The 21292-nt window shown below is 70.4% G+C and carries 20 protein-coding genes; 15 read left to right on the forward strand and 5 right to left on the reverse strand.

All coding sequences use genetic code 11. The annotated features are described in order from the left end of the window. Window positions 1–3: 3 nt before the first annotated feature. The 3 genes from HZS56_RS12585 to HZS56_RS12595 all read left to right on the forward strand — a co-directional run bounded on the left by HZS56_RS12585 (window position 4) and on the right by HZS56_RS12595 (window position 4140). A complete protein-coding gene (locus HZS56_RS12585) occupies window positions 4–2283 on the forward strand; it encodes a bifunctional polysaccharide deacetylase/glycosyltransferase family 2 protein (RefSeq protein WP_216720769.1) in 2280 nt (759 codons plus the stop codon). Continuing rightward, window positions 2283–3383 (forward strand): acyltransferase family protein, encoded by a 1101-nt coding sequence (locus HZS56_RS12590; protein WP_216720770.1) that lies wholly within the window; start codon window positions 2283–2285, stop codon window positions 3381–3383. The genes HZS56_RS12585 and HZS56_RS12590 overlap by 1 nt, the downstream gene beginning before the upstream one ends. A 61-nt stretch (window positions 3384–3444) precedes the next feature. Beyond that, the gene (locus HZS56_RS12595; RefSeq protein ID WP_216720771.1) at window positions 3445–4140 is read left to right on the forward strand and encodes a demethylmenaquinone methyltransferase; all 696 of its coding nucleotides are present in this window, start codon (window positions 3445–3447) and stop codon (window positions 4138–4140) included. Window positions 4141–4249: 109 nt separating this feature from the next. Here HZS56_RS12595 and HZS56_RS12600 read toward each other — a convergent pair whose 3' ends face one another. Then, the gene (locus HZS56_RS12600; RefSeq protein ID WP_216720772.1) at window positions 4250–4609 is read right to left on the reverse strand and encodes a PASTA domain-containing protein; all 360 of its coding nucleotides are present in this window, start codon (window positions 4607–4609) and stop codon (window positions 4250–4252) included. Window positions 4610–4676: 67 nt separating this feature from the next. Further along, window positions 4677–5231 (reverse strand): GNAT family N-acetyltransferase, encoded by a 555-nt coding sequence (locus HZS56_RS12605; RefSeq protein WP_216720773.1) that lies wholly within the window; start codon window positions 5229–5231, stop codon window positions 4677–4679. 97 nt (window positions 5232–5328) lie between these two features. Between HZS56_RS12605 and HZS56_RS12610 the strand changes: the two genes are divergently transcribed. Then, window positions 5329–6621, forward strand: coding sequence for a geranylgeranyl reductase family protein (locus HZS56_RS12610; protein ID WP_216720774.1), 1293 nt, complete (start codon window positions 5329–5331; stop codon window positions 6619–6621). 71 nt (window positions 6622–6692) lie between these two features. Here HZS56_RS12610 and def read toward each other — a convergent pair whose 3' ends face one another. The 3 genes from def to HZS56_RS12625 form a co-directional block, all read right to left on the reverse strand. Further along, window positions 6693–7316, reverse strand: a complete 624-nt coding sequence (gene def, locus HZS56_RS12615; protein WP_216720775.1) for a peptide deformylase — start codon at window positions 7314–7316, stop codon at window positions 6693–6695. Between the two features lie 227 nt (window positions 7317–7543). Beyond that, window positions 7544–8374 (reverse strand): C40 family peptidase, encoded by an 831-nt coding sequence (locus tag HZS56_RS12620; RefSeq protein WP_216720776.1) that lies wholly within the window; start codon window positions 8372–8374, stop codon window positions 7544–7546. Window positions 8375–8664: 290 nt separating this feature from the next. After that, on the reverse strand, window positions 8665–9402 hold the full coding sequence (locus HZS56_RS12625; protein ID WP_253914138.1) for a DUF3152 domain-containing protein: 738 nt from the start codon (window positions 9400–9402) through the stop codon (window positions 8665–8667). Window positions 9403–10306: 904 nt separating this feature from the next. Here HZS56_RS12625 and HZS56_RS12630 point away from each other — a divergent pair. Genes HZS56_RS12630 through nuoK form a run of 11 tightly spaced genes read left to right on the forward strand, consistent with a single transcriptional unit; the run spans window position 10307 to window position 21286 of the window. Next, the gene (locus HZS56_RS12630) at window positions 10307–10666 is read left to right on the forward strand and encodes an NADH-quinone oxidoreductase subunit A (protein WP_003974383.1); all 360 of its coding nucleotides are present in this window, start codon (window positions 10307–10309) and stop codon (window positions 10664–10666) included. Window positions 10667–10679: 13 nt separating this feature from the next. Then, window positions 10680–11234, forward strand: coding sequence for a NuoB/complex I 20 kDa subunit family protein (locus HZS56_RS12635; RefSeq protein ID WP_006133126.1), 555 nt, complete (start codon window positions 10680–10682; stop codon window positions 11232–11234). After that, window positions 11231–11986: an NADH-quinone oxidoreductase subunit C gene (locus HZS56_RS12640; protein WP_216720778.1), complete on the forward strand. Its 756-nt coding sequence runs from the start codon at window positions 11231–11233 to the stop codon at window positions 11984–11986. The genes HZS56_RS12635 and HZS56_RS12640 overlap by 4 nt, the downstream gene beginning before the upstream one ends. After that, a complete protein-coding gene (locus tag HZS56_RS12645; RefSeq protein WP_216720779.1) occupies window positions 11983–13305 on the forward strand; it encodes an NADH-quinone oxidoreductase subunit D in 1323 nt (440 codons plus the stop codon). Before HZS56_RS12640 ends, HZS56_RS12645 begins: the two co-directional genes overlap by 4 nt. Further along, window positions 13302–14186: an NADH-quinone oxidoreductase subunit NuoE gene (nuoE, locus tag HZS56_RS12650; protein WP_216720780.1), complete on the forward strand. Its 885-nt coding sequence runs from the start codon at window positions 13302–13304 to the stop codon at window positions 14184–14186. Before HZS56_RS12645 ends, nuoE begins: the two co-directional genes overlap by 4 nt. Further along, entirely contained in the window at window positions 14183–15532 is a 1350-nt protein-coding gene (gene nuoF / locus HZS56_RS12655) for an NADH-quinone oxidoreductase subunit NuoF (protein WP_216720781.1), read from the forward strand. Before nuoE ends, nuoF begins: the two co-directional genes overlap by 4 nt. After that, window positions 15529–18033, forward strand: coding sequence for an NADH-quinone oxidoreductase subunit G (locus tag HZS56_RS12660; protein ID WP_216720782.1), 2505 nt, complete (start codon window positions 15529–15531; stop codon window positions 18031–18033). The genes nuoF and HZS56_RS12660 overlap by 4 nt, the downstream gene beginning before the upstream one ends. Then, the gene (gene nuoH, locus HZS56_RS12665) at window positions 18030–19415 is read left to right on the forward strand and encodes an NADH-quinone oxidoreductase subunit NuoH (protein WP_216720783.1); all 1386 of its coding nucleotides are present in this window, start codon (window positions 18030–18032) and stop codon (window positions 19413–19415) included. Before HZS56_RS12660 ends, nuoH begins: the two co-directional genes overlap by 4 nt. Beyond that, on the forward strand, window positions 19408–20112 hold the full coding sequence (nuoI, locus tag HZS56_RS12670) for an NADH-quinone oxidoreductase subunit NuoI (protein WP_216720784.1): 705 nt from the start codon (window positions 19408–19410) through the stop codon (window positions 20110–20112). The genes nuoH and nuoI overlap by 8 nt, the downstream gene beginning before the upstream one ends. After that, window positions 20109–20990 (forward strand): NADH-quinone oxidoreductase subunit J, encoded by an 882-nt coding sequence (locus tag HZS56_RS12675; protein ID WP_216720785.1) that lies wholly within the window; start codon window positions 20109–20111, stop codon window positions 20988–20990. Before nuoI ends, HZS56_RS12675 begins: the two co-directional genes overlap by 4 nt. Continuing rightward, the gene (gene nuoK, locus HZS56_RS12680; protein ID WP_006133113.1) at window positions 20987–21286 is read left to right on the forward strand and encodes an NADH-quinone oxidoreductase subunit NuoK; all 300 of its coding nucleotides are present in this window, start codon (window positions 20987–20989) and stop codon (window positions 21284–21286) included. Before HZS56_RS12675 ends, nuoK begins: the two co-directional genes overlap by 4 nt. Window positions 21287–21292: the final 6 nt, after the last annotated feature.

Consider the following 21292-nt stretch of genomic DNA (forward strand, 5'->3'; position numbering starts at 1 on the left):
CCCATGACCACACCCACCACGCCTCCCTCCTCACCCGCTTCCTCCCCACCGCGCGGTCGCCGCCGCGCCCCCTCCCGCATCGGCCGGGCCGCGGGCCGGGCCGCCGCGCTGCAACGCCCGCGTGTCCTGCTCGCCCTGCTGCTGCTCCTCGCGCTGACGTGCGTGATGCTCCTGGACGGCTACCTGCGCGCCGAGGTCGGCGGCGACGAACGCGTCCGCACCGGCGCCTCCGCGAGCGACGTGCCCGAGGACGTCCTGGACGGCGGGCCGATCCTCACCTTCCCCGGCGGACAGGCGACCACCGTCTCCGTGCCGGACAAGACGATCGTGCTGACCTTCGACGACGGGCCGGACCCCACCTGGACGCCGCAGGTCCTCGACATCCTGGAGGAGTACGACGTGCCCGGCACGTTCTTCCTGGTCGGCTCGATGGTCTCGCGCCACCCGGGCATCGTCCGGGACCTGGTCGAGCAGGGCAACGAGGTGGGCGTCCACACCTTCACCCATGTCGACCTCTCCTACCAGAGCGAGGCCCGCGTCGAGCGCGAGATCGAGCAGACCCAGCTCGCACTGGCGGGCGCGGCCGGCATCACCACCACGCTGTTCCGCGCGCCGTACTCCTCCGAGACGAACGCCATCGACAACTACAGCTGGCCCGTCTACGAGAGCCTCGGCGAGGACGGCTACACCAGCGTCTTCATCGACACCGACAGCGACGACTGGAAGCGGCCCGGCGTCTCGAAGATCGTCGACTGGGCCACGCCGGAGGACGGCGAGGGCGCCTCCGTCCTCTTCCACGACGCCGGGGGCGAGCGGTCGCAGACGATCGCGGCGCTGCCGAAGTACATCGAGAAGATGCAGGCGAAGGGCTACACCTTCACCACCGTCAGCGGCGCCATGGCCGACCAGCAGGCACAGCAACAGTCACAGCAGCAGTCACAGCAGCCGGACGGTGATCGGAAGTCGCAGCAGCCCGGCGGTGATGGTCTCCAGGCCGCCCACCACAAGGCCACCGGCGCCACCCTCTACGAGGGCAAGGCGCTCGTCGCGGCCGTCGCGGTCGCCGAGTGGACGGTCCCGGCGCTCTCGGCCGGACTCGTCGTCGTGGGCGTGGCCGTCATGGGCCGGTTCGCGATGATGCTGGTCCTCGCCCGCCGCCACCACAGACAGCGCAACAGACGCCGTTTCAGCTGGGGCCCGCCCGTCACCGGGCCGGTGAGCGTGATCGTCCCGGCGTACAACGAGAAGGAGTGCATCGAGGCGACCCTGAGATCGCTGGCGCGCAGCACGCACCCCGTCGAGATCATCGTCGTGGACGACGGGTCGACGGACGGCACCGCGGAGATCGCCGAGTCCCTCGGGCTGCCCGGCGTCCGCGTCGTGCGGCAGGCCAACGCGGGCAAGTCCGCCGCCCTCAACAACGGTGTCCGCCAGGCCCGGTACGACATCGTCGTGATGATGGACGGCGACACCGTCTTCGAACCCGACACCGTACGGCACCTGGTGCAGCCCTTCGCCGACCCCGCCGTCGGCGCGGTCGCGGGCAACGCCAAGGTCGGCAACCGGCGCACCCTCATCGGCGCCTGGCAGCACATCGAGTACGTGATGGGCTTCAACCTCGACCGGCGCATGTACGACCTGCTGCGCTGCATGCCGACCATCCCCGGCGCGATCGGCGCGTTCCGGCGGGAGGCGGTCCTCCAGGCCGGCGGCATGAGCGACGACACGCTCGCCGAGGACACCGACATCACCATCGCGCTGCACCGCGCGGGGTGGCGGGTCGTCTACGAGGAGCACGCCCGCGCCTGGACCGAGGCGCCGGGGTCGCTCGGCCAGCTCTGGTCGCAGCGCTACCGGTGGTCGTACGGCACGATGCAGGCGCTGTGGAAGCACCGCCGGTCCCTGACGGACAAGGGGCCCTCGGGCCGTTTCGGGCGGGTCGGCATGCCGCTGGTCGTGCTCTTCCAGGTGGTCACGCCCGTCTTCGCCCCGCTCATCGACGTGTTCACGCTCTACTCCATGGTCTTCGTCGACTTCCGCGCGGCGCTGCTCGCGTGGCTGGCGGTGCTCGGCGTGCAGCTGGTGTGCGCGGCGTACGCCTTCCGGCTCGACCGGGAGAAGTACCGCTACCTGCTGATGATGCCGCTCCAGCAGCTGGCGTACCGGCAGATGATGTACCTGGTCCTCATCCACTCCTGCGTCACCGCCCTCACCGGCGGCCGGCTGCGCTGGCAGAAGCTGAAACGGACGGGCGAGGTGGGGACGCCGGCGGGGAACGGGTGATGGGAGCGCACAGCAAGGGGGCGGTGCACCGGCGTGCAGCGGGAGACGCGCACGCCGACGGGAGCACACCCGTGCGGGACCGCTACTTCGACACCCTGCGGGCGCTCGCCCTCGTCCGGGTGGTCGCGTACCACGCCTTCGGCTGGCCCTGGGCGGGGCTCGTCCTCCCCTCCATGGGGGTGATGTTCGGCCTGGCCGGCAGCCTGATGGCCAGGTCGCTGCGGCGCCCCGCACCGGCGGTGCTGCGGAGCCGGCTGCGCCGCCTGCTGCCGCCGTTCTGGTGCTGGGGTCTCTTCGTCGTGGGCGCCATGCTGGTGCGCGGCTGGATGCCGGGGTGGCAGATCGTCTACTGGGTGGTGCCGCTCGGCGACCCGCCGGGCAGCGCCTGGGGCGAACAGGCCTGGGAGATCCTCTGGTACCTGCGCACGTACCTGTGGTTCGTCCTGCTCTCCCCGCTGCTCCTGCGGCTGTTCCGGCTCGCGCCGGTGCCGGTGCTGCTGCTGTCCCTCGCCCCGGCCGTGGTCCTCCGGTTCCTGTGGCAGCCGCCCGACGACCGCTTCGGCACCGGGCTGCTCGACCTCGCGACGTACCTCTTCTGCTGGGTCCTCGGCTTCGCCCACCACGACGGTGTCCTGGGCCGCCTGAGGCCGCTCGCGGTCGTCGCCCTGTCGTCGGCGGCGCTCGCCTTCGGCGCCTGGTACGCGTTCGCGCACCGGGGCGAGTACGGCACCTACGACCTGGACGACATCCCGCTCGCGCAGGCCTTCTGGTCGGCCGGGTTCCTGACGCTGCTGATGTACGCCAAGGCACGGCTCGGCACCGACTTCTCGGGGCTGGTCCGGATGCGGCGGCTGGACCGGCTCGTGAGCGTGTTCAACGCCCGCGCGGTGACCGTCTACCTCTGGCACGAGCTGGCCCTCGTGCTGGCCGTCCCGCTGATCGACCGGTGCTGGGACGTGCCGGCCTTCGCGGCGTACCTGCCGCTGGAGAGCCAGTGGTTCCTGCTGGGCGTGGGCTGGGTCCTGGTCGGGGTGTTCGTGTTGCTGTTCGGGTGGGTGGAGGACGTCGCCGCGCGGAGGAGGCCGCGCCTGGTGCCGTGAGGGGGCCGCGGGCGCGGGGCTGCCCTGCGGTGCCGGCCTGCGGTGCTGCAACAATGGGCCCGTGACCCGCGCCTCCCTGAACAAGCAGCCGCACGAAGTCGCCTCGATGTTCGACCACGTCGCGGAACGGTACGACCTGACCAACGCCGTCCTCTCCCTCGGGCAGGACCGGGCCTGGCGCAAGGCGGTCGCCCAGGCCGTCGACGCCCGCCCCGCGCAGAAGATCCTGGACCTCGCGGCCGGTACGGCGACCTCCTCGCTGCCGTTCGCCCGCACCGGTGCCTACGTCGTGCCCTGCGACTTCTCCCAGGGCATGCTCAAGGTCGGCAAGGAACGGCACGCGTGGCTGCCGTTCACCGCGGGCGACGCGACACGGCTGCCGTTCAGGGACGACGTCTTCGACGCCGTCACCATCTCCTTCGGGCTGCGCAACGTCCAGGACACGGACGCGGCGCTGCGCGAGATGCACCGGGTGACGCGGCCCGGCGGGCGGGTCGTCATCTGCGAATTCTCGCACCCGACGTGGGCGCCCTTCCGCACCGTCTACACCGAGTACCTGATGCGCGCACTGCCGCCGGTGGCCCGCGCGGTGTCGTCCAACCCCGACGCGTACGTCTACCTCGCCGAGTCCATCCGCGACTGGCCCGACCAGGCGGCGCTCGCCGGGCGGCTGGGCGGGGCCGGCTGGTCGAGGGTGGCGTGGCGCAACCTGACGGGCGGCGTGGTGACACTGCACCGCGGCTTCAAGGCGGCCTGAGCGCGACGCCCCCCTCCCGAGGCTTGAGGTGCTTGAGGCGTTTAAAGCGTTTCAAGCGCTTCAGGTCTTCAGGTTCTCGGGTCCTCAGATGTTTCAGGTCTTCAGATGCTCAGGGCAGGCTGACGCTGTGGACGACGCGGCGGGCCGGCGGCTCGCCCGGCTCCGCCAGCTCCCTGCGGAGCCCGCCCAGCGGCGGCCGCGGCACCCGTGGCTCACGGATGCCCCCGCCGCCCTCGCCCTCGCCCTCCCTGAAGTCGAACCACACGTACACCGTCGACTCCGGCGGCACCTGCGCGCCGGGCTGCGGGTACTGGCGTACGACGTGGTCGACGACGGCGTGCCGCAGGTCGGGCCGGTCCGGCGCCTGCAGGGACAGGCCCCGCACGCGGGCGGTGTCGTACGCGTCCTCGGCCATCAGGCCGACCAGGCGCGGTACGCGGACTTCGGGCTTCTCGGATACCAGGCCCACGGGCGTCACCCCCAGCGGTACCCGGCACAGTAGCGCCGCCGGACGTCACCCGGAAGCGTCAAGTGGCTTACTGTGACAGTCGACTACCCACTGTGACGACGGGTTCGCGGGTCTCGTCCAGAGCGAGGCGGTAGCAGTGCCCCTGCCGTTCGGAGTCCGGAGTCGTGAACACCTCGGCGAGCCGCATGCCCAGCCGCCCGGTGACCGCGATGGACCGGGTGTTGCGCGCGTCGACCATCGCGACCACCTCGGCCACCCCCGCCGCCCGCACCCGCTGAAGGGTCTCCCTTGCCGCGGCGGTGACGTACCCCTTGCCCCAGTGCGCCCGTCCGAGCCGCCAGCCGATCTCGATCTCGCCCCTGGGCCCCCACTCGCGCGGCCAGGGCTGGGCGCCGGTGAAGCCGAGGACCTGCCCGGAGGCGTCCACCATGGTCCACAGGCAGAAACCGCGTTCGGCGTCGTGCCGGCGCTGGCGGGCGGTCAGCTCCTCGTAGACGGAGAGCTCCGCGGACCTCGCGCCGTGGAACTCCATGACCTCCGGGTCGTCGAAGACCCGGTGCCAGGCGAGGGCGTCCTCGTCGGTGGGAACGCGCAGCCGTACAACGGGGAGAGGTCGCTTCACGGGGCAGCCCTTCAGCCGGATGGACGATGACGCTGAATAGACTGCCCATGTCCAGTGCCGGTCGGCACGCAGATTCCGAACTTGGGGAGATCCCGCCGTGACCGTCGAGACCGAGCCGCTCTCCGAGAACACCGCCGATGTGATCGTCGTGGGCGCGGGGCCGGCCGGCTCCACGACCGCGTACCACCTGGCCAGGTCGGGACTGGACGTCCTGCTCCTGGAGAAGACCGCGTTCCCCCGGGAGAAGGTCTGCGGCGACGGCCTCACCCCGCGGGCGGTCAAACAGCTCGTCGCCATGGGGATCGACATCTCCGAGGAAGCCGGCTGGCTGCGCAACAAGGGCCTGCGCATCATCGGCGGCGGCTCCCGCCTCCAGCTCGACTGGCCCGATCTCGCCTCCTTCCCCGACTACGGACTCGTCCGCAAGCGCGACGACTTCGACGAGCAGCTCGCCCGGCAGGCCCAGAAGGCCGGCGCCCGGCTGCACGAGCGCTGCAACGTCGGCGAGCCGATCGTGGACGACCGCACGGGCCGTATCACCGGTGTGAAGGCCAAACTGGGCGAGGACAAGCGCGAGGTCACCTTCCACGCCCCGCTCGTCGTCGCCGCCGACGGCAACTCCACGCGGCTGTCCCTGGCGATGGGCCTGCACCGCCGCGAGGACCGCCCGATGGGCGTCGCGGTGCGCACGTACTTCACCTCGCCGCGCCACGACGACGACTACCTGGAGTCCTGGCTGGAGCTGTGGGACCGGCGCGGCCCGCAGGACCGCCTGCTGCCGGGCTACGGCTGGGTCTTCGGCATGGGCGACGGCACGTCGAACGTCGGCCTCGGAGTGCTCAACACCTCCGCCGCCTTCAAGGAGCTCGACTGGCGCGAGATCCTCAAGGCCTGGTGCGCGTCGATGCCCGAGGACTGGGGCTACGTCCCGGAGAACATGACCGGCCCGATCCGCGGCGCCGCCCTGCCCATGGCCTTCAACCGCCAGCCCCACTACACCAAGGGCCTGCTCCTGGTCGGCGACGCCGGCGGCCTGGTCAACCCCTTCAACGGCGAGGGCATCGCCTACGCCATGGAGTCCGGCCAGATCGCCGCCGACGTCGTCGTCCAGGCCCACGCCCGGGCCACGCCGGGCCAGCGCGAGATCGCCCTGCAGCGCTACCCGCGGGTCCTGAAGGACACCTACGGCGGTTACTACAACCTGGGCCGCGCCTTCGTGAAGCTCATCGGCAACCCGAAGGTCATGCAGATCGCGACCCAGCGCGGCCTCACCCACCCGATCCTGATGAAGTTCACCCTCAAGATGCTCGCCAACCTGACGGACCCGACGGGCGGCGACGCGATGGACCGCATCATCAACGGGCTGAGCAAGGTCGCGCCGAAGGCCTGATCACCGGATCCGTCGCCGGACCCCGGACGCGGCTTCCGACCACCGCGGCCGGCTCGGTCGGCGCGGCCGGCTCAGGCGAAGGCCGCGGCGTTGGCGGACCTGCGCGCGAAGACCTCCTCGCGCCGGTCCGCCGACTGCCTCAGCGCGGCCTTCCGCTCCCGCGCGGAGAGCCGGTCCAGGTAGACGTGCCCGTTCACGTGGTCGGTCTCGTGGGCGAGGCAGCGCGCGAAGTACCCGGTGCCCTCGACGAGGAGCGGCGCGCCGTCCTTGTCCAGGCCCCGCACGACGGCCCGGTCGGGCCGCGGTACGGCCATGACGGCGCCCGGCACCGACAGGCACCCCTCGCCCTCGTCCAGCAGCCGGCGCGCGGCCGGGTCGAGGGCGTCGAGCACCGGGTTGACGACGTGCCCGACATGCCGGACACCCTCGTCGTCCGAGCAGTCGTAGACGAACAGACGCAGGCCGAGCCCGACCTGATTGGCCGCAAGCCCGGCCCCTTCCGCGACGTACATGGTGCGGAACATGTCGTCGATGAGCGCGGCGAGGTCGGGTCCGAACTCCGTGACGTCCCGGCACGGCCGGTGCAGGACCTCCTCGCCGACCTCGGTGACGCGCCGCACCGATCCGCGCCGGGCCTCGGGCGCGAACGGGGGATAGGAGGCGGTGGGCCGCCCCTGTACGAACACACTCGGCATGACTCTCTCTCCTCCGGCTCGTGGACGGGCCGGTGGGGCACCGGCCCGCGCCGAGCATGCCAGGAGAGGCCGGAGGGCCGCAGCCCCCGAGCGGCTGCGGCCCTCCGTGCGGACATGTCCGCGGTGTACGTGATGTGCGGTTGTGCGCAGTGCGGTGTGCAGTGCGCGGGGTTGCGCTGCGCGGGGACCACTGCGCGCGCACATGGCGCAGTGCGCGCGGGGGCGGGTTACAGCACCCGCACCGCGCCGCTCGGCGGGTCGTACGACAGCGGCTTCTCGACCACGCCGGTGGAGGAGTTCTGCGCCCCGACGAACATGCCGTCGCCGACGTAGACGCCCACGTGGTACGCGCTGCCCGCGCCGCCCCAGTACAGGATGTCGCCCGGCTGGAGGTTGTCCAGCCCGACCTGGGTGCCGGCCGTCGACTGGTCCTGGGAGACGCGCGGAAGGCTGATGCCGACCTGCTTGAAGGCGGCCTGCACGAGTCCGGAGCAGTCGTAGGCGGACGGGCCGGTGGCGCCGGAGACGTACGCCTTGCCGACCTGGGCCTGGACGAAGGAGACGATCGCGGCGGCCGAACCGGTGGCCGAGGACGAGCCGGTGCTGGTGCCGGTGTCCGCGCTCTGGGCGGGGCCGGTGTCCGAGGAGGAGTTCAGCGTGGGGCGCTCGGCGGTGCGCGCGGCGCGCTCGGCGGCTGCCTTGCGCGCGGCCTCCTCGGCCTTCTTCTTTTCGGCGGCCTTCTTCTTGGCCTCGGCGAGGTCCGCCTTCGCCTGCTCGGCGGCCTTCGCGGCCGCGGCGTCACGCTCGGCCCGCAGTTCGTAGCTCGAGGCCGCCTGCTGCGTGACGTCGGCGGACTGGGCGACCTGAGCAGCCAGGTCGGCCGTCAGGGTGGGCAGTTCAAGGGTCTGCGTCACCGGTTCGGCCGCGTTGGCCGACCCCGACGCACCGGCCACTGCCAGGGTGCTGAGGACGCCACCGGCAACTCCGGTCCGCATCGCGATCGTCGACGCGCTGCGGCGGGGCTTCCGGTGGCTGCGTATGTGAGCGGTGTGGGACATAGGAACAACCGGTATCAGTGACTCCTCCATACCTTCAAGAAACGTGGGGTGCGCCACAATTGTTCAACCGCACCTCCGAATCCCGGGCGTGTCGTTCCTTATTGACGCCCTAACGGACATAGCGGGCGTCCGTGATCGGCCCGTGATCACGTACTTTCATCGTTACGTCCGAATTGCCCCGCACCTACCATCGGTTGGAGTGGTTGGCCAATCCCTGTTCTCATGCGACTCTCATGAGTGTGACGGAGGCCACTCCGCGGTGGTCCGCGCAGGGGGGAACCGCCGGGCCGTCAGTCGCCGGCCTTCGACCCCTTCACCGGCGGTCCGCCGAGATAGTTCCCCTTGGTGTCGTAGGGCCAGGCGTTGGCCTCGCAGCCGTCGAGTCCGTAGATCTGCTGCATCATCGCCGGTGCCGGCTTTCCCGGGCCCGGACACCCTTCGTGGCCGTGGCCGATGCGGTGCCCCACCTCGTGATTGACGATCAGCGCGCGATATTCGGAGGTGGGCCCCTTGAACTCGGGTGAACCCGTCAGCCAGCGTTTGAGATTGACCACCACTTTGTGCCCGACGTCGCAGTTGAGCTCTCCCATGGTGTCCAGATCCCCCTCGGCGCAGATACGGTCCGCGGTGTCCGGACTGGCGATGTCGATCACGAAGTCGTACGGCTTCTCCGAGACGAGCTGGAACGCGTTGACCCCGTCGGCGGTCCAGCCCCGCTCGTCGGCGAGAATCTTCTCCATCTCCCGGGCGGCCTTGTCCGCCGAGACACCGGTCCCCTCCTCCACCATGACGGCGAACCGCCGTACCTTGTTTCCGTCGCCGTGCACCTGCCCGGAGGCCTGCGCCGTGTCGAACTCCCCGTTCCCGTGCTGCAGCACGCCCGGAACGGGCCCGCTGTCGGTCGCCAGTGGTCTGTCGCCCTCCGCCTTCCCGCCGTCCGCGGCGCTGCTGTCCGTGCCGCAGGCCGACAGGAAGGACACCGCGACGACGGCTGCGAGGGAAAGAGATAACGAGGGGCGGACCGGCATGCTCTTCTCTCCGACTCTTCTTCTCCGAGGTTCGACTGGCCGTTTGAGGATGTTCTCCACACTTGCCATGACGCCGCTGCGGTGCACGGAGTTCACTGGCGTCCGGGAAAAGCGCGTTCCGTGACGGACGCGTGACGGAACCGGTACGCGCGATTTCCCGGGACTTCATACGGGCGCCGTATCGGCGGAACATGAGCGGGGGCGCGGGAATCGCCGTGCATTTCCGTGCCGAATCGCCGAGCGATGAAATGCCGTCGGAGTGGAGGAGCCGGCTCGGGAGCGGTGCGCTCCGTCAGGGCCGCCCTCCGTGCCCCGCGACCGGACAGCCACCGAGCCCGCGACCGGACCCTCACCGTGCGACGCGACCGGACGGCGCCGATCCGTCACCCGCCGGATCGCCTCCGCGTGCCTCCCCCTCCCGGCCTCTCCGCCTGTTTCCACTCACCTCCGCGCGGACTTAGTGAACGCGTGCACGTGTCCACACCGGCCCCGGCCGCTCCCTCCAGGTGTGAACGGGCCCTCTATCAAGTGATCGTGTCCAGCGCCAATTTGCATGCACGAGAACCATCTTGATATGGAGACGCGCTCCGCGCGAGGCCTCTGGCCAGCGGCGACGAGCGAAAATGTCACCTCTGGTGATCAGCTGAACGCTTCTTGTGTGAAGATCACCGCTCATCCGACTTCATGATCGTTCGTCAGGTGGTGGAGATCACAAAGCTTGTGCAATACCCCGTGTCGCAGATCACAGAGCGGCGGGCATAAGATGCGAGGCAGTTGGGCTTGTGACCTGCTTCACATGTTCGCGATCTTCGTCGGGACGGGCGGGGCTCGTGGGGCAGTTGAGGCGGCTGTGAGTCCAGTGCAACCGCCAGCAGTCAGTGCCGACTGAGAGGAGCGAGGAGCGGTGAACGCGTATGCGCCCATCCTCGTACTGGGAGCCCTCGGGGCAGGCTTTGCGATCTTCTCCGTGGTGATGGCCACGCTGATCGGTCCGAAGCGGTACAACCGGGCGAAGCTCGAGGCCTACGAGTGCGGCATCGAGCCGACCCCCACGCCGGCCGGCGGCGGGCGCTTCCCCATCAAGTACTACCTGACGGCGATGCTCTTCATCATCTTCGATATCGAGATCGTCTTCCTCTACCCCTGGGCCGTCACCTTCGACGCCCTGGGGATTTTCGGGCTCGTGGAGATGCTGCTCTTCGTGCTCACCGTCTTCGTCGCGTACGCGTACGTATGGCGGCGCGGCGGCCTGGAATGGGACTGAGGAGCTCTTTGACATGGGACTCGAAGAAAAACTGCCGAGCGGCTTCCTGCTGACCACCGTCGAGCAGGCCGCGGGCTGGGTGCGCAAGTCGTCCGTCTTCCCGGCCACGTTCGGCCTCGCCTGCTGTGCCATCGAGATGATGACCACCGGCGCCGGCCGCTACGACCTGGCGCGCTTCGGCATGGAGGTCTTCCGCGGATCGCCGCGGCAGGCGGACCTGATGATCGTCGCGGGCCGGGTCAGCCAGAAGATGGCGCCGGTGCTGCGGCAGGTCTACGACCAGATGCCGAACCCGAAGTGGGTGATCTCCATGGGGGTCTGCGCCTCCTCGGGCGGCATGTTCAACAACTACGCCATCGTCCAGGGCGTCGACCACGTCGTCCCCGTCGACATCTACCTCCCCGGCTGCCCGCCGCGGCCCGAGATGCTGATGGACGCCATCCTCAAGCTCCACCAGAAGATCCAGAGCTCCAAGCTCGGGGTCAACGCGGAGGAAGCGGCCCGCGAGGCGGAGGAGGCGGCGCTCAAGGCCCTGCCCACCATCGAGATGAAGGGGCTGCTGCGGTGAGCGACGCCAACAACACCGCGGGTGACGCGGACGGCGTGAACCCCGAGAAGGACCTGTCCGCGGAGAACCTCCCCGGCCAGCGCGGTCAGGGCGGCGAGGAGATCCGCGTCCAGCGCGGCATGTTCGGCGCCAACAACGGCGGCGACACCTCCGGCTACGGCGGCCTGGTCCGCTCCGTGCGGCTGCCCGGACCCGCGAGCAGGCCCTACGGCGGATACTTCGACGAGGTCGCCGACGAGCTCGAGGGCGCGCTGGAGGAACAGGGACTGCTGCCCGAGAACGCGATCGGGAAGACGGTCGTCGACCGCGACGAGCTGACCTTCCACATCGAGCGCGAGCACCTCGTCCGCGTCGCCCGCACCCTGCGCGACGACCCGGCCCTGCGCTTCGAACTGTGCACCGGCGTCAGCGGCGTCCACTACCCGCACGACAAGGGCCGCGAGCTGCACGCCGTCTACCACCTGCGCTCGATCACCCACAACCGGCTGATCCGCCTGGAGGTCAGCGCGCCCGACAGCGACCCGCACATCCCGTCGCTGTTCGCCGTCTACCCGACCAACGACTGGCACGAGCGCGAGACGTACGACTTCTTCGGCATCGTCTTCGACGGTCACCCGGCCCTGACGCGGATCATGATGCCGGACGACTGGCAGGGCTTTCCGCAGCGCAAGGACTACCCCCTCGGCGGCATCCCCGTCGAGTACAAGGGCGCCCAGATCCCGGCTCCGGACCAGCGGAGGTCGTACTCGTGAGCACTTCCCACGCCTCCCCCAGGGAGACGACCGAAGGCACCGTCTACACGGTCACCGGCGGTGACTGGGACGAGGTCGTCCAGTCCGCCGCCCGCGCCGACGACGAGCGCATCGTCGTCAACATGGGCCCGCAGCACCCGTCCACGCACGGCGTGCTCCGCCTGATCCTGGAGATCGACGGCGAGACGGTCACCGAGGCCCGCTGCGGCATCGGCTACCTGCACACCGGCATCGAGAAGAACCTCGAGTACCGGACCTGGACGCAGGGCACCACGTTCGTGACGCGCATGGACTACCTGACGCCGTTCTACAACGAGACGGCGTACTGCCTGGGCGTCGAGAAGCTCCTCGGCATCGAGGACGACATCCCGGACCGCGCCTCGGTCATCCGGGTCCTGCTGATGGAGCTGAACCGGCTCTCCTCGCACCTGGTGTGCGTCGCCACCGGCGGCATGGAGCTGGGCGCCACCACGGTCATGATCTACGGATTCCGCGATCGTGAACTGGTTCTCGACATCTTCGAGCTGATCACCGGCCTGCGGATGAACCACGCGTTCGTCCGGCCCGGCGGACTCGCCCAGGACCTGCCGCCGGGCGCGGTGGACCAGATGCGCGAGTTCGTGAAGAAGATGAAGAAGAACCTCCCGGAGTACGACAAGCTGTTCACCGGGAACCCCATCTTCAAGGCCCGCATGCAGGACGTCGGCTACCTCGACCTGGCCGGCTGCATGGCCCTCGGCGCCACCGGACCGGTCCTCAGGTCCGCCGGCCTCCCGCACGACCTGCGCAAGACCCAGCCGTACTGCGGCTACGAGACCTACGACTTCGACGTCCCGACCGCCGACACCTGCGACTCCTACGGCCGCTTCCTGATCCGGCTGGAGGAGATGCGCCAGTCGCTGCGCATCATCGAGCAGTGCCTGGACCGGCTGGAGCCCGGCCCGGTCATGGTCGCCGACAAGAAGATCGCCTGGCCCGCGCAGCTCGCCCTGGGACCGGACGGCCTGGGCAACTCCCTCGACCACATCAAGAAGATCATGGGCACCTCCATGGAGGCCCTGATCCACCACTTCAAGCTGGTCACCGAGGGTTTCCGCGTGCCACCGGGACAGGCGTACGCGGCGGTCGAGTCACCCAAGGGCGAACTCGGTGTGCACGTCGTCTCGGACGGCGGCACCCGCCCCTTCCGGGTCCACTTCCGCGACCCGTCCTTCACCAACCTGCAGGCCATGGCGGCGATGTGCGAGGGCGGCCAGGTCGCCGACGTCATCGTCGCGGTGGCGTCCATCGACCCCGTGATGGGAGGCGTCGACCGGTGACCACCTCTTCTTCGGAGCGGGGCGTCAGCCTGGGCATGCCGGAACTGCCCGCGCCCGCCTACCCGGACGACGTCCGGGCCCGGCTGGAGTCCGACGCGCGCGAGGTCATCGCCCGCTACCCGGACTCCCGGTCCGCCCTCCTGCCGCTGCTGCACCTGGTGCAGTCGGAGGAGGGGCACGTCACGCGCACCGGCATGCAGTTCTGCGCGGACATGCTGGACCTCACCACCGCCGAGGTCACCGCCGTCGCCACCTTCTACACCATGTACCGGCGCCGGCCGAGCGGCGACTACCAGGTCGGCGTCTGCACCAACACGCTGTGCGCGGTCATGGGCGGCGACGCCATCTTCGAGTCCCTCCAGGAGCACCTGGGCGTCGGCAACGGCGAGACCACCGAGGACGGCAAGGTCACCCTCGAGCACATCGAGTGCAACGCGGCCTGCGACTTCGCCCCCGTCGTGATGGTCAACTGGGAGTTCTTCGACGACCAGACCCCCGCGAGCGCCCGCGGCCTCGTCGACGACCTGCGCGCGGGACGGCCGGTGACCCCCACGCGCGGGGCGCCGCTGTGCACCTTCAAGGAGACCGCCCGGATCCTGGCGGGCTTCCCCGACGAGCGGGACGGCGCCGTCGCGGCCGGCGGCAGCGCGGGCCCCGCCTCCCTGGCCGGGCTGAAGCTGGCCAAGGGCGAGGTGCCCGCCGCGCGCGTCGTACACCCGCGGGACGGCGGACCGCACGACGCGTCGCAGGATGCACCGCAGGACCGGGCCGTGCACGACCCGTCCCCGACGGAACACCTCAGCTCGCACGACGCGCCGCAGGACACATCGGCGTCCGACCCGTCCCACCCGGCCGGGCCCACCGCCGAGGAGGGGGAGTGATGACCGTGGCAGCCGAGATCAAGGGCAGCAGTCCGGAGAAGCTGCTCGCACCCGTGCTGTCGGCCTTCTGGGACGAGGACGAGTCCTGGACTCTCGACGTCTACCGGAGGCACGAGGGGTACGAGGGGCTCCGCAAGGCGCTGGCCATGGAGCCGGACGACCTGATCGCGTACGTCAAGGAGTCCGGTCTGCGCGGACGCGGCGGTGCCGGGTTCCCGACCGGGATGAAGTGGCAGTTCATTCCCCAGGGGGACGGCAAGCCTCACTATCTTGTTGTCAACGCCGACGAATCGGAGCCGGGGACCTGCAAGGACATCCCGCTCCTCTTCGCGAACCCGCACAGCCTCATCGAGGGCATCGTCATCGCGTGCTACGCCATCAGGTCGTCGCACGCCTTCATCTACCTGCGCGGTGAAGTCGTCCCCGTGCTGCGGCGACTGCACGAGGCCGTGCGCGAGGCCCGTGCGGCCGGCTTCCTCGGCGAGAACATCCTGGGCAGCGGACTCGACCTGGAACTCACCGTGCACGCTGGCGCGGGCGCGTACATCTGCGGTGAGGAGACCGCACTGCTCGACTCGCTCGAAGGCCGCCGGGGTCAACCGCGGCTCCGTCCCCCCTTCCCCGCCGTCGCGGGCCTCTACGCGTGCCCGACTGTGGTGAACAACGTCGAATCGATCGCTTCGGTTCCCGCGATCCTGAACAAGGGCAAGGACTGGTTCCGGTCGATGGGCAGCGAGAAGTCCCCGGGCTTCACGCTGTACTCGCTCAGCGGCCACGTCGCGGGCCCCGGCCAGTACGAGGCGCCGCTCGGCATCACCCTGCGCCAGCTCCTCGACATGAGCGGCGGCATGCGCCCCGGCCACCGGCTGAAGTTCTGGACGCCGGGCGGCTCCTCGACGCCGATGTTCACCGACGAGCACCTCGACGTCCCCCTCGACTACGAGGGCGTGGGCGCCGCCGGTTCCATGCTCGGCACCAAGGCGCTCCAGTGCTTCGACGAGACCACCTGCGTCGTGCGCGCCGTCACCCGCTGGACCGAGTTCTACGCCCACGAGTCCTGCGGCAAGTGCACCCCCTGCCGCGAAGGCACGTACTGGCTGGTCCAGTTGCTGCGCGACATCGAGGCCGGCAAGGGACAGATGTCCGACCTCGACAAGCTGAACGACATCGCCGACAACATCAACGGCAAGTCCTTCTGCGCCCTCGGCGACGGCGCCGCCTCGCCGATCTTCTCCTCGCTCAAGTACTTCCGCGAGGAGTACGAGCAGCACATCACGGGCCGCGGATGCCCCTTCGACCCGGCCAAGTCGACGGCCTGGGCCGACCGCACGGAGGTGAAGGCATGACCGTGACCACGAATGCTCCCTCGGGAGGGGGAGAGGCGGCCCTCCCGCCGGAGGACCTCGTCACGCTGACGATCGACGGCGCCGAGATCAGCGTCCCCAAGGGCACCCTGGTCATCCGGGCCGCCGAGCAGCTCGGCATCGAGATCCCCCGGTTCTGCGACCACCCCCTCCTCGACCCGGCCGGCGCCTGCCGCCAGTGCATCGTCGAGGTCGAGGGCCAGCGCAAGCCGATGGCGTCCTGCACCATCACCTGCACCGACGGCATGGTGGTGAAGACCCAGCTCACCTCGCCCGTCGCCGAGAAGGCCCAGCACGGCGTGATGGAGCTGCTGCTCATCAACCACCCGCTGGACTGCCCCGTCTGCGACAAGGGCGGCGAGTGCCCCCTGCAGAACCAGGCGATGTCGCACGGCCAGGCCGACTCCCGCTTCGAGGGCAGGAAACGCACCTACGAGAAGCCGGTGCCGATCTCCACACAGGTGCTGCTCGACCGCGAGCGGTGCGTGCTGTGCGCCCGCTGCACCCGGTTCTCCAACCAGGTCGCGGGCGACCCGATGATCGAGCTGATCGAGCGGGGCGCGCTCCAGCAGGTCGGCACCGGCGAGGGCGACCCCTTCGAGTCGTACTTCTCCGGCAACACCATCCAGATCTGCCCGGTCGGCGCACTCACCTCGGCGGCCTACCGGTTCCGCTCCCGCCCCTTCGACCTGATCTCCTCGCCGTCGGTGTGCGAGCACTGCTCCGGCGGCTGCGCGACCCGCACCGACCACCGGCGCGGCAAGGTCATGCGGCGCCTCGCGGCCGACGAGCCCGAGGTCAACGAGGAGTGGATCTGCGACAAGGGGCGCTTCGGGTTCCGGTACGCGCAGCAGCGGGACCGGCTCACCACGCCGCTGGTGCGCAACCCGGAGGGCGATCTGGAGCCGGCCTCCTGGCCCGAGGCCCTGCAGATCGCCGCGCAGGGACTGCTCGCCTCCAGGGGCCGCACCGGCGTCCTGACCGGCGGGCGGCTCACCGTCGAGGACGCCTACGCGTACAGCAAGTTCGCGCGCGTGGCGCTCGACACCAACGACATCGACTTCCGCGCGCGCGTGCACAGCGCCGAGGAGGCCGACTTCCTGGCCGCCCGGATCGCCGGACGCGGCCGGGACCTCGACGGGACCGGCGTCACCTACACGTCGCTGGAGAAGGCGCCCGCCGTGCTGCTGGTCGGCTTCGAGGCCGAGGAGGAGGCGCCCGGCGTCTTCCTCAGGCTGCGCAAGGCCTGGCGCAAGCACGGACAGAAGGTCTTCGCGCTGGCCACCCACGCCACGCGGGGCCTGGAGAAGGCCGGCGGCACCCTGCTCCCCGCCGCCCCCGGCACCGAGACCGAGTGGCTGGACGCCCTCGCGAGCGGCGTCGGCCTGGAGGAGGGCGGCACCCGGGCGGCCGAGGCACTGCGCGCCGAGGGCGCCGTGATCGTCGTCGGCGAGCGGCTGGCGTCCGTGGCCGGCGGTCTCACCTCCGCCGTACGCACCGCCACCGCGACCGGCGCCCGGCTGGTGTGGATCCCGCGCCGGGCCGGGGAGCGCGGCGCGATCGAGGCCGGCGCGCTGCCGTCGCTGCTGCCCGGCGGACGCCCCGCGACCGACCCCCGCGCGCGTGAGGAGGTCGCCGCGCTGTGGGGCGTGGCCGACCTGCCGCACCGCTACGGCCGCGACACCGGCGAGATCGTCGAGGCCGCAGCCCGGGGCGAACTCCAGGCGCTGCTGGTGGCGGGCGTCGAGGTCGCCGACCTGCCCGACCCCACGCGCGCGCGTGCGGCACTCGAGGAGGCCGGTTTTGTGGTGTCCCTCGAGCTGCGGCCCAGCGAGGTCACCGAACGCGCCGACGTGGTCCTGCCCGTGGCCGCGGTCGCCGAGAAGCCCGGCACCTTCCTCAACTGGGAGGGCAGGGCGCGCCTGTTCGAGGCCGCGCTCAAGCCCGACCAGATGACCCGCCGCCTCGCCCCGGCCGACGCCCGCGTCCTGCAGATGCTGGCCGACGCCATGGACGTCCACCTCGGCCTGCCTGACCTGCGCACCGCGCGCGCGGAGATCGACCGGCTCGGCGGCTGGGACGGGCCAAGGGCCGGTGAGCCGCTGCAGACCGCGAGCGCGCTGCCCAGGCCGGCCGCCGGAGAGGCCGTACTGGCCGGGCACCGGCTGCTGCTCGACCAGGGGCTGCTCCAGCAGGGCGACGAGGCGCTCGCCGGCACCCGGCACGCCGCACGCGCGCGCGTGTCGGCCGCCACGGCCGCCGAGGCGGGCGTCAAGGACGGCGACGTCCTCGCCGTGACCGGTCCCGCCGGAGCCGTCGAACTGCCGCTCCAGGTCACCGAGATGCCCGACCGGGTGGTCTGGCTCCCGCTGAACTCGGCCGGCCACGGCGTCGCCTCCGACGCCGGAGCGCTGCCCGGAAACCTCGTCCGCATCGGCCCGGCGACCTCCGCCGGCGAGGCCCCCAAGGAGGTGGAGGCATGAGCCCGTACCTCGCCGCTGAAGACCTCTCGATGTTCGGGACCGACCCCTGGTGGCTGGTCGTCGTCAAGGCGGTGTTCTGCTTCGCCTTCCTGATGGTGACCGTGCTGTTCGCCATCGTCTGGGAGCGCAAGGTCGTCGCCTGGATGCAGCTGCGCATCGGCCCGAACCGGCACGGCCCCTGGGGCCTGCTCCAGTCGCTCGCCGACGGCATCAAGCTGATGCTCAAGGAAGACGTCGTCGTCAAACGCGCCGACAAGGCGGTGTACATCCTGGCGCCGGTCGTCGCGGCCGTCCCGGCCTTCATGGCGATCGCGGTGATCCCCTTCGGACCGGCAGGCAACGAGGTCTCGATCTTCGGCCACCGCACCGCCATGCAGCTCACCGACCTGCCGATCGCGATGCTGTTCATCCTGGCCGTCGCCTCGGTCGGCATCTACGGCATCGTGCTCGCCGGCTGGAGCTCCGGCTCGACGTACCCGCTGCTCGGCGGACTGCGCTCCTGCGCGCAGATGATCTCCTACGAGATCGCGATGGGCGCCGCGTTCGCCTCGGTCTTCCTCTACTCCGGCTCGATGTCCACCTCGGAGATCGTCGCCCAGCAGAACGACCGCTGGTACATCGTGCTGCTGCCCGTCTCCTTCATCCTCTACATCGTCACGATGGTCGGCGAGACCAACCGCGCCCCCTTCGACATGCCCGAGTCCGAGGGCGACCTGGTGGGCGGCTTCAACACCGAGTACTCGTCGATCAAGTTCGCGATGTTCATGCTCGCCGAGTACGTGAACATGGTGACGGTCTCGGCGGTCGCCACCACGCTGTTCCTCGGCGGCTGGCGGGCCCCCTGGCCGATCAGCACCTTCTGGGAGGGCGCCAACCACGGCTGGTGGCCGCTGCTCTGGTTCGTGGTCAAGGTCCAGCTGCTGCTGTTCTTCTTCATCTGGCTGCGCGGCACCCTCCCCCGGGTCCGCTACGACCAGCTGATGAAGCTCGGCTGGAAGGTCCTCATCCCGGTCTCCCTGGTCTGGCTGATGCTGGTCGCGACCGTGCGGGCCCTCAGGAACGAGGGATACGACTTCACCGACATCGCCCTCTACGTCGGCGGCGGCGTGCTCGTCCTGCTGCTGCTGTCCTTCGTCGCCGACATCTACCGCGACAAGGGCGCCAAGGGCGCGAAGACCGACGGGCCGGCCGAGGACGCGACCGCCTTCGACCCGATGGCCGGCGGGTTCCCCGTACCGCCGCTGCCCGGACAGGAGCTGCCGCCGGTGCCCAGGCGCCGTCCCCGCCGCGAACGGGAGCTGATTGTCAGTGGCGGGCCCGATACTCAGAGTGACGGATCTGTGAGCGGATCAACGGATGGAAAGGAGGCGTCCGATGGCTGAGGAACACAAGGGCCACAAGGGGCACGAGGAACACAGCGCACCCCGGGGTCACAGCGAACCCGTGGAACCCAAGGAGACCGACCCCGGTTTCATGAACCCCGTGGCCGGCTTCGGCGTGACCTTCAAGGCCATGTTCAAGAAGCGGCTGACCGAGCAGTATCCGGAGCAGAAGAAGACCACTGCCCCGCGCTTCCACGGACGGCACCAGCTCAACCGCCATCCGGACGGCCTGGAGAAGTGCGTCGGCTGCGAGCTGTGCGCCTGGGCCTGTCCCGCCGACGCGATCTACGTCGAGGGCGCGGACAACACCGACGAGGAGCGCTACTCGCCGGGCGAGCGCTACGGCCGCGTCTACCAGATCAACTACGCCCGCTGCATCCTGTGCGGCCTGTGCATCGAGGCGTGCCCCACACGCGCGCTGACCATGACCAACGAGTTCGAGCTGGCCGACTCCAGCCGCGCCAACCTCATCTTCACCAAGGACCAGCTGCTCGCCGGTCTGGAGGAGGGCATGGTCGACTCGCCGCACGCCATCTACCCGGGCACGGACGAGCAGGACTACTACCGGGGCCTGGTGACCGAGGCGGCACCCGGCACGGTCCAGCAGGAGGCCCACTCCAAGGGCGAGGTCGTCCAGGAGGGCGACTCGACCTTCGGCGGGACGGAGCCGGCGTCGGAGGAGGTGATCCGCCGATGAGCGCGCAGCTCGCCGCCGCGGCGACCCTCTCCGCCGGCACCTCCACCGGAGAGGCCGTCCAGTTCTGGATCCTCGGCACGGTCGCGGTGATCGGCGCCCTGTGCACCGTCTTCATGAAGAAGGCCGTGCACAGCGCGCTCTGCCTCGCCGGGACCATGATCGTGCTGGCGGTGTTCTACCTCGCCAACGGCGCCTACTTCCTCGGCATCGTGCAGATCGTCGTCTACACCGGCGCCATCATGATGCTGTTCCTGTTCGTGGTGATGCTCGTCGGCGTCACCGCGGCGGACTCGCTGAAGGAGACCATCAAGGGCCAGCGCTGGCTGGCCCTGCTGTCCGGACTCGGCTTCGGCATCCTGCTGATCGGCGGCATCGGCAACGCCTCCGTCAGCGAGTTCACCGGCCTCGCCCAGGCGAACGCGAACGGCAACGTGGAGGGCCTGGCGTCCCTCATCTTCACCAAGTACGTCTTCGCCTTCGAGATCACCGGCGCGCTGCTCATCACGGCCGCCGTCGGCGCCATGGTGCTCACCCACCGCGAGCGCACCGAGCGGGCGGCCACCCAGCGCGAGCTGTCCGAGAAGCGCCTGCGCGAGGGCGAGTACCTGCCGCCGCTGCCCGCGCCCGGCGTCTACGCCCGGCACAACGCGGTCGACATCGCGGGCCTGCTGCCCGACGGCACCCCGTCCGAGCTGACCGTCAGCAGGACGCTGCGCGAGCGGGGCCAGATCCGTGACGTGTCGATGGAGGCGCTGGGCGACCTGAAGGCGCTGGAGCAGCGGGCCGAGGAGCGCCTGGAGCGCACCGCCCCGGGGCCGGCCGACTCCGAGGGGTCCGCCGCCGGGAGCGCCAAGAGGTCCGAGGAGGCGTCGAAGTGAACCCGGTCAACTACCTGTATCTCGCGGCACTGCTGTTCACGATCGGCGCCACCGGCGTGCTGATCCGGCGCAACGCGATCGTGGTCTTCATGTGCGTCGAGCTGATGCTCAACGCCTGCAACCTCGCGTTCGTCGCCTTCTCCCGGCTGCACGGGAACCTCGACGGCCAGATCATCGCCTTCTTCACGATGGTCGTCGCCGCCGCGGAGGTCGTGGTCGGCCTCGCGATCATCGTGTCGCTGTTCCGTTCCCGCCACTCGGCCTCGGTCGACGACGCCAGCCTGATGAAGCTGTAAGGGGCT

It is taken from the genome of Streptomyces mayonensis, assembly GCF_018982965.1.
Taxonomy (GTDB): Bacteria; Actinomycetota; Actinomycetes; order Streptomycetales; family Streptomycetaceae; genus Streptomyces; species Streptomyces mayonensis.

Excerpts from the sequence above, each read along its gene's own strand:
- HZS56_RS12635 (WP_006133126.1), top strand. The coding sequence starts at position 10,680 with ATGGGACTCGAAGAAAAACTGCCGAGCGGCTTCCTGCTGACCACCGTC.
- HZS56_RS12620 (WP_216720776.1), bottom strand. The coding sequence starts at position 8,374 with ATGTCCCACACCGCTCACATACGCAGCCACCGGAAGCCCCGCCGCAGC.
- nuoH (WP_216720783.1), top strand. The coding sequence starts at position 18,030 with ATGAGCCCGTACCTCGCCGCTGAAGACCTCTCGATGTTCGGGACCGAC.
- HZS56_RS12660 (WP_216720782.1), top strand. The coding sequence starts at position 15,529 with ATGACCGTGACCACGAATGCTCCCTCGGGAGGGGGAGAGGCGGCCCTC.
- HZS56_RS12585 (WP_216720769.1), top strand. The coding sequence starts at position 4 with ATGACCACACCCACCACGCCTCCCTCCTCACCCGCTTCCTCCCCACCG.
- def (WP_216720775.1), bottom strand. The coding sequence starts at position 7,316 with ATGCCGAGTGTGTTCGTACAGGGGCGGCCCACCGCCTCCTATCCCCCG.
- nuoI (WP_216720784.1), top strand. The coding sequence starts at position 19,408 with ATGGCTGAGGAACACAAGGGCCACAAGGGGCACGAGGAACACAGCGCA.
- HZS56_RS12675 (WP_216720785.1), top strand. The coding sequence starts at position 20,109 with ATGAGCGCGCAGCTCGCCGCCGCGGCGACCCTCTCCGCCGGCACCTCC.
- HZS56_RS12590 (WP_216720770.1), top strand. The coding sequence starts at position 2,283 with ATGGGAGCGCACAGCAAGGGGGCGGTGCACCGGCGTGCAGCGGGAGAC.
- HZS56_RS12625 (WP_253914138.1), bottom strand. The coding sequence starts at position 9,402 with ATGCCGGTCCGCCCCTCGTTATCTCTTTCCCTCGCAGCCGTCGTCGCG.